Raw genomic sequence first — 8,316 nt, forward strand, 5'->3', positions numbered from 1 at the left:
TTAAACGTCTACACCGATAGGAGGAAGTCCCGCGCCCACGTCCTTCGGCCGGTCGCCTCTCTCACCTCTGGGGTTTTCGGATGAACCGCTTGTCTCGTTCGCGTGCCTGGCTCGGATCGGCGCTCCTGACCGGGTGCGTCGTCGTCGTCGCGCTCGTCGCCGCCGACCCGCCCGCCCCGAAGTCCCGCCCGGAGATGTGGAAGAAGGTGGACGAGGCCATCAACAAGGGGCTGCCGCAAACGGCCGTCAAGGAGCTGGACCCGATCATCGAGAGCGCGCTCAAGGACAAGGCGTACCCCGAAGCCATCAAGGCGATCAGCAAGAAGATCGCGTTCGAGGGGAACGTCCAGGGGAACAAGCCGGAGGAGAAGATCACGCGGATGCAGGCCGAGATCGCGAAGGCCCCGAAGGAAATGGTCCCGGTCATGGACGCGGTCCTGGCGAACTGGTACTGGCACTACTTCCAACAGAACCGGTGGCGGTTCCAGCAGCGGACGCGGACGGCCGCCCCGCCCGGCGCGGACTTCACCACCTGGGACCTGCCCCGGCTGTTCGCCGAGATCGACAAGCAGTTCACGAAGGCCCTCGCCGCCGAGAAGGAACTGAAGGCCATCCCGATCGCCACGTATGACGCGCTTCTGGAAAAGGGGACCGTGCCGGACACGTACCGGCCGACGCTGTTCGACTTCATCGCGTTCGAGGCGCTGGCCTTCTACGCGGCCGGCGAGCAGGCCGGGGCGAAGGCCGAGGACAGCTTCGAGTTCGACGCCACGTCCCCGGCCCTTGCCTCAGTTGAAGAATTCCTCGCGTGGAAGCAGGCCACGACCGACGAGGACTCGCCGAAGCTCAAGGCGATCAAGCTCTACCAGAACCTCCTCACGTTCCACAAGGACGACGCGAACAAGGATGCGTTCCTGGACGCCGACCTGTTCCGATTGCAGTTCGCGCACGCTCACGCCTTCGGGGAAGAAAAGGCCGCGCGGTACAAGGCGGCGCTGAAGGCGTTCGCCGAGACGTGGGCGGACCACGAGCTGTCCGCCACGGCCCGCCACCGGTGGGCCGAGGTGCTGCACGCCGAGCACGAGTCGGTCGAGGCCCGGCAGATCGCGATGCAAGGCAAGAACGCCTTCCCGAACAGCAACGGCGGGAAGCTATGTCACAACCTGATCCTGCAAATCGAGGCGAAGCACATCCAGGTGCTGACCGAGCGGGTGTGGGCCGACCCGCTGCCGGTGCTGCGGGTGCAGTACCGGAATATCACCAAGGTTTACTTCCGCGCCGTGAAGGCCGACTGGGTGGCCCGCCTCACGACGAAGAACCGGTGGCGGCCGGAGCAGCTCGACAACGCCGACTACGAGGGCCTGACGAAGCAGAAGCCGGAGTTGGAGTGGAGCGCCGACCTCGAAGCGACGGACGACTACCAGGAACGCTCCCACGACGTGCCCGCGCCGAAGGGGCTGAAGCCGGGGTTCTACTTCATCCTCGCGAGCTGGAAGGCCGACTTCTCCGACGGCGGGAACAGCATCTCCGCGGCGGACGTGTGGGTCACTGACCTGGCGCTCGTCATCCGTCAGCAGAACAACGTCGGCAAACTCGACGGGTTCGTGCTGACGGCGAAGGGCGGCGACCCCGTCCCGAACGCGAAGGTCCGCGTCTGGACCCGCAACAACCAGAACAACACCATCACCGAGAGCACGGCCGTCACGACCGACGCGAACGGCCTGTTCTCCGTCGCCGGGCCGAACCAGCGCGGCATCTTCGTCCTCGCCACGCACGACGGCCAGCAGCTCGCCAGCCAGAACGAGCACTACCTGTACAGCTACCCGAACCCGTACAAGCCGCGGTCGCACGTCGTCCTGTTCACCGACCGGTCGCTCTACCGGCCGGGCCAGACGGTCCACTTCAAGGGGATCACGCTGCTGGCGGACACGGAAAAGGACAACTACAAGGTGCTGCCCGGCCGGAAGCTGACGGTCGTGTTCACCGACCCGAACGGCAAGGAGGTCGCGAAGGCCCAGGTCACGTCGAACGACTTCGGGTCGTTCAGCGGCACGTTCACCGCCCCGCGGGACCGGCTCACCGGGCGGATGACGATCAGCGTCCCCGGCGAGGTCGGCGGCGTCGTTCACGTCAACGTCGAGGAGTACAAGCGGCCGAAGTTTCAGGTGACGGTCGATCCGCCGAAGGACGCGCCGAAGCTCGGCGGCGAGGTGAAGGTGACGGGCAAGGCGACCGGGTACACCGGGGCGGCCGTCAACGGCGCGAAGGTCCGGTGGCGGGTGGCCCGCGAGGTCCGGTGGCCGGTCTGGTTCTACGACTGCTGCTGGTGGCGCATCCCGCCGAACCGCGGCGAGGCACAAGAGATCGCGCACGGCACGGCCATCACCGAGGCGGACGGCTCGTTCACGGTCAGCTTCACGGCGAAGCCGGACATGACCGTGCCGGAGAAGGACGAGCCGACGTTCCACTTCACCGTTTACGCGGACGTGACCGACACGACCGGCGAGACGCGGAGCGCGAGCAAGGGCGTGGCCGTCGGGTACACCGCGCTCCAGGCAACGATTTCCGCTGACGAGTGGCTGACGGTCGAGAAGGACGTGATTCTGAAACTCAGCACGACGACCCTCGACGGCGAGGGGCAGGCCGCGAAGGGCGTGGTGAAGGTCCACAAGCTGAAGGCCCCGGACGAGGTGAAGCGGCCGGACATCCTCGGCCAGCCGACCCAACCGCCGCGGCGCGGGGGCCGCGGCCGGGTCGTGCCGCCGGTCCCGCTGCCGCGGCCCGATTCCGGCGACATCCGCACGTGGCCGCTCGGCGAGTTGGTCAAGTCCGCCGACTTCGCCACGGAGAAGGACGGCAAGAAGGAGCTGCCGTTTAAGCTCGAGGTCGGCGTTTACCGCGCCCTCGTCGAGACGCAGGACCGGTTCGGCAAGCCGGTCACGGCGCAGCTCAACGTCCGCGTGCTGAAGCCGGACGACACGAAGCTGGCCATCAAGGTCCCGCACGTCCTCGCGGCCCCGAAGTGGTCGCTGGAACCCGGCGCGGAGTTCACCGCCGTCTGGGGGACCGGGTACGACCGTGGCCGGGCGTTCGTCGAGGTCGAGCACCGCGGCAAGAAGCTCCAGAGCTTCTGGACCGACCCGGAGAAGACGCAAATCACGATCGCGCAGAAGATCGACGAGGGGATGCGCGGCGGGTTCACCGTCCGCACCACGTTCGTCCGCGAGAACCGCGGCTACCTGGAGAGCCGGCACGTGGACGTGCCGTGGAGCAACAAGGATTTGACCGTCAAGTGGGAGCGGTTCGTCTCGAAGCTGGAGCCGGCGAAGAAGGAGACGTGGACGGCCGTGGTCGCCGGGCCGAAGGCGGCGAACGCCGTCGCGGAGATGGTCGCGGCGCTGTACGACGCCTCGCTGGACGCGTACCTGCCGCACCACTGGCTGAGCAAGTTCAACGTGTTCCGGTACGACCAGTCGAGCCTCTACAGCTACTTCGACAACACGGCAAAGTACCTCTACCAGGTCCGCGGCGACTGGCACCCCCGCTACCTGCCGGTGGACGTGCGGTACCGCAAGCTGCCGGACGACATCACGACGAACCTGTGGGGGTACATGTTCTTCGGCCGCGACGGCGCGATGCGGGGCATGGGCGGCGGCATCGGCGGCCCGCCCGGCGCGCCGGCCCCGATGGCGAAGGCGACCGCGGCGGCCGAGCCGGAGACGCGGAAGGAGATGTTCAACCAGTTGGCCGACCGCGCGCCCGGCGGGGCCGACAAGCCCGCCGCGGCCGTCGACCCCGGCCCGGACCTGAGCAAGGTGGCCGCCCGGAAGAACCTGAACGAGACGGCGTTCTTCTTCCCGCACCTGACGGCCGCCGCGGACGGCAGCGTGAAGCTCGAATTCACGATGCCGGAGGCGCTGACGAAGTGGAAGTTCCTCGGCTTCGCCCACGACCGGGAGTTGAAGAGCGGCTTCCTGCAAGACGAGGTCGTAACGGCGAAGGAGCTGATGGTCCAGCCGAACCCGCCGCGGTTCCTCCGCGAGGGCGACGTGCTGGAGTTCGCCGTGAAGGTCAGCAACCAGTCCGCGACGAAGCAATCCGGGCGGGTCCGGCTGTCGCTGTTCGACGCGCGGACCAACGCCCCGATTGACGCCGCGTTCGGCAACGCGGCCGGCGACCAGCCGTTCGAGATCGCGGCCGCGGAGTCGAGGAGCTTCTACTGGAAGCTGACCGTGCCGGACGGCGCGTACCCGATCGTCTACAAGGCCGTCGGCGCGACCGACCGGCTGTCCGACGGCGAGGAGGGGATGCTGCCCGTGCTGTCGAAGCGCATCCTCGTCACGGAGTCAATCCCGCTGCCGATCCGCGGCAACCAGACGAAGACGTTCGAGTTCAAGAAGCTGCAGGACGCGGCGAAGTCGAACACGCTCAAGCACCAGTCGCTGACCGTGCAGATGACGAGCCAGCCGGCGTGGTACGCGGTGCTCGCGCTGCCGTACCTGATGGAGTACCCGCACGAGTGCAGCGAGCAGACGTTCAACCGCCTCTACGCGAACGCCCTGGCCAAGCATGTCGCGGCCGGCGACCCGAAGATCCGCCGTACCTTCGACACGTGGAAGAACCTCCAGCCGGAGGCGCTGAAGTCGCCGTTGGAGAAGAACCAGGACGTGAAGGCGGCGGTCCTCGAAGAGACGCCGTGGCTCCGCGACGCGGTGAAGGAGGCGGAGGCCCGCCGCAACGTCGGCGTCCTGTTCGACGAGACGCGGCTCAACGACGAGACGGCCCGCGCCATGAAGAAGCTGGCCGAGATGCAGCGGGACAACGGCATGTGGCCGTGGTTCCCCGGCGGGCCGGACAACGAGTACCTCAGCCTGTACATCGTGACCGGGTTCGGCCGGATGCGGCACCTCGGCGTGAAGGTGGACATGGCCCCGGCGATGAAGGCGCTGACCCGCCTCGATGCGTGGATGCACGAGAGGTACCAGTGGATTCTCAAGCACGCGAAGGACCCGGAGGCGAACCACCTCAGCACGACCATCGCGCTGTACCTGTACGGCCGCAGCTTCTTCCTCCAGGACAAGGCCGTCGCGAAGGAGCACCAGACCGCGATTGAGTACTGGCAGCGGCAGGCCCGCAACCACTGGCTGAAGCTGGCGAACCGCCAGTCGCAGGCGCACCTCGCCCTCGGGCTGAAGCGGTTCGGCGACCGGGCGACGCCCGCCGGCATCCTCGCGAGCATCAAGGAACGCTCGGTTTCAAACGAGGAACTAGGCATGTTCTGGCGGGACACGGAGCTGTCGTGGTGGTGGTATCACGCCCCGATCGAGACGCAGGCGGTGATGATCGAGGCGTTCGACGAGGTGGCGAACGACGCGAAGGCCGTCGAGGACTGCAAGGTCTGGCTGCTCAAGCAGAAGCAGACGCAGAACTGGAAGACGACGAAGGCGACGGCCGACGCCGTGTACGCGCTGCTCTTGCGCGGCGACAACCTCCTGAAGTCCGACGCGCTCGTCGAGGTGACGCTCGGCGACGAGGCGATCAAACCGGAGAACGTCGAGGCCGGGACCGGGTTCTACGAGCAGAAGTTCCTGCGGGCGGAAGTGAAGCCGGACTTCGGCAAGATCACGGTGAAGAAGACGGACGCCGGCGTGAGCTGGGGCAGCGTCCACTGGCAGTACCTGGAGGACGTGAGCAAGGTGACGGTCCACGACGGGACGCCGCTAAAGCTGGAGAAGAAGCTGTTCAAGCGGACGTTCACGAAGAAGGGGCCGGTGCTGGAAGCCGTGGCCGGCCCGGTGGGGGTCGGCGACGAGGTCGTGTGTCGCGTCATCCTGCGGACGGACCGGGACATGGAGTACGTCCACCTGAAGGACCACCGCGGCAGCGGGACGGAGCCGGTGAGCGTGCTGAGCCAGTACAAGCTCCAGGACGGGCTGTACTACTACGAGAGCACGAAGGACACGGCGTCGCACTTCTTCATCGACTACCTGCCGAAGGGGGTGTACGTGTTCGAGTACGCCGTCCGGGTGCAGCACAAGGGGCAGTACCCGACGGGGTTGGCGAACGTGCAGTGCATGTACGCCCCGGAGTTCAACGCGCACTCGGAGAGCGTGATGCTGGAGGTGAAGTAGCCGAAGACCCACCCGTCGAAGCGACGGGTGGGCTTTGAGGTTTTTGTAACTGCACCCAACCACACCGAGCGAAAGCCCACCCGTCGCTTCGACGGATGGGGTCCGACGACCCGCGGCATCGGGCCTTCCGATCCGCGGGCCGCGTGGTTATCCTGGGGCATCCCGTCGTGAGGAATGCCCCATGCCCGCCCCGCCGTTCGCCGCGTTCCGCTACCGCAAGGCCGAGTACGAGTGGGTCGGTCCCGTCCCGCTGCCGCAATTCGCGCGAATGAAGCCCCGCGGCGGCAAGCCGGCCGCCGGGTTCGCCGTCGCCGTCCCGGCCCGCGCGGGGAGCGAGCCGTCCGCGGCGCAGGCGAAGGCGCTGGCGCACCTGCTGGAGAACGAGGCGGGCGTCTTCAAGAAGGTCGCCGCCGAGGCGTGGGACAGCTTCCGCTACGCCTACGGCCAGTCGCACTGGCGGCGGATGGCCGGCCTCCGCCCGGCGGCGTCGGCCGAGGAGTTGATCGACGGCCGCCGCGTCTCCGTCATCGGCCTCACGATCACCCGCGAACACAAGAAGGGGTTCGCGTACCTCCAGTTCCAGCTCGAAGCCGACTGGGAGGACGACCACGGGCTGTACGTCGTCTACGCCCCGGCCGGCAAGAAGGCCGACTGGTGTTCCGCCGACGTGCTGTACGACCTCACCGAAAGCGACGAGGACGTGGGCGAGTTGGAGGAGGAATCGCCGTGGCAGCAACTCGTGGACGCGATCTACGCCGGCAAAAAGAAGACGATCGACCGGCTGGTCGCGGAGGGCGTGGACATCAACGCCGTGCCGAAGGGGGAGACGCCGCCGCTCATCGACGCGGTCGAGTCGATGGAATTGAAGCACGTGAAGCTGTTCCTGACGTACGGGGCGGACCCGAACCACTACCACCCGCCGGAGCGCTCGACGCCGTACAAGCTGGCGCTGAAGCGGCTGAAGGAGACGGGCCTCGGCCCGGACGACGGCGGGTGGCAGCCGTCCTACGTGCGGGCGGCGATGGCGGCGGCCCGGCAGGCGGCGGCCGGTGCGTTCGCGAAACTGGAGCGCGATTGGACCGAGGCGATCCGCCTCATGGAGGAAGCCGGCGGGACGAAAGACGCGAAGAAACGAAAGAAGAAGTGACCCGACTTCCGAAATCCGGCTTCGACTTCGGAAGTCGAGGGATGTGAGGGGCGGTTGCCGTTGCCGCGGACGCCCCTGCGCGGGATCGACTTCCGAAGTCGAAGCCGGACTTCGGAAGTCGGCCTCATTCCGTCCCCACGGCCGCGAGCTTCGCGACCACCATCGCGTGGACGCCCGGCCCGCTCGCCACCAGGCCGCGGCGCTGCGCGAACTGCTCGCCGCCGTAGGTCAGCGGCTCGCCGCGGAGGCCCGTCACTATGCCGCCGGCCTCCGTCACCAGGATGTGCCCGGCGCAGATGTCCCAGTCGCGGAAGTTCGGGTACGTGTTCACGTACACGTCCGCCAGCCCGCGGGCCACGACCGCCAGCTTCACGCCCGCGGAGTACATCTCCAGCGTGTCCGCCGGCGCGAGCGCCCGCTGCACGGCCGTCGGCGACCGCCGCGGCCGGCTCTGCACCAGCACGCACGCCGCCGCGTCCGTCGTCGGCCGCACGGCACACCGCGACGGTGTCCCGTGTTCGCCCGCCTTCGTCCAGCAGCCGCCGCCCTTCGCCGCGTAGGTGTACGTCATCGTCGTCGGTTCGAGGACGACGCCGAGGACGACCTCGCGGTTGACGGTCAGCCCGATCATCACGGAGAACTCGCCGTTCTTCATGGCGAACCCCCGCGTGCCGTCGATCGGATCGACCACCCACATCCGGGCCGGGGCGTCCGCGGCCGCCGTCTTCGGCGTGTCCGTCTCCTCCTCGGCACACAGCCCGTCGGCCGGGAAGGCCGCGTGCAGGTGCTTCAAGATCAGGTCTTGCGACCCCTTATCGACGTGCGTGCTGATCTCCGGCGGGGCGTTCGGGATCGGCACGAACGACGCGTACTCCGCCCGGATGAACTGCCCGGCGATCTCGGCCGCCGCGAGCGCGACGGCCAGTTCGTGTTCGAGATTCATCCGGGTAATGTACGAAGTAGCGCCGCCACTCGGCGGGGGTCGGCTTTGTTCCCTCCCCCCTTGGGGGGGAGGGTTAGGGAGGGGGGTAGACCTTC

3 protein-coding genes are annotated in these 8,316 nt (G+C 67.8%); 2 read left to right on the forward strand and 1 reads right to left on the reverse strand.

Annotated features, from left to right (window positions below; genetic code table 11):
* Positions 1–80: 80 nt before the first annotated feature.
* On the forward strand, positions 81–6,131 hold the full coding sequence (locus AC5JJ2_RS17970) for an alpha-2-macroglobulin family protein (protein ID WP_495859401.1): 6,051 nt from the start codon (positions 81–83) through the stop codon (positions 6,129–6,131).
* Positions 6,132–6,312: 181 nt separating this feature from the next.
* Positions 6,313–7,278 (forward strand): DUF6985 domain-containing protein, encoded by a 966-nt coding sequence (locus tag AC5JJ2_RS17975; RefSeq protein ID WP_495859402.1) that lies wholly within the window; start codon positions 6,313–6,315, stop codon positions 7,276–7,278.
* A gap of 124 nt (positions 7,279–7,402) precedes the next feature.
* On the opposite strand, the gene AC5JJ2_RS17980 is transcribed toward AC5JJ2_RS17975, so the two are convergent.
* A complete protein-coding gene (locus AC5JJ2_RS17980) occupies positions 7,403–8,221 on the reverse strand; it encodes a 3'(2'),5'-bisphosphate nucleotidase CysQ family protein (RefSeq protein ID WP_495859403.1) in 819 nt (272 codons plus the stop codon).
* Between the last annotated feature and the right edge of the window lie 95 nt (positions 8,222–8,316).

The sequence above is a fragment of the Limnoglobus sp. genome, assembly GCF_059499385.1.

Bases quoted from the DNA above. Each gene is read 5' to 3' on its own strand.
- AC5JJ2_RS17970 (WP_495859401.1), top strand. From the start codon at position 81: ATGAACCGCTTGTCTCGTTCGCGTGCCTGGCTCGGATCGGCGCTCCTG.
- AC5JJ2_RS17975 (WP_495859402.1), top strand. From the start codon at position 6,313: ATGCCCGCCCCGCCGTTCGCCGCGTTCCGCTACCGCAAGGCCGAGTAC.
- AC5JJ2_RS17980 (WP_495859403.1), bottom strand. From the start codon at position 8,221: ATGAATCTCGAACACGAACTGGCCGTCGCGCTCGCGGCGGCCGAGATC.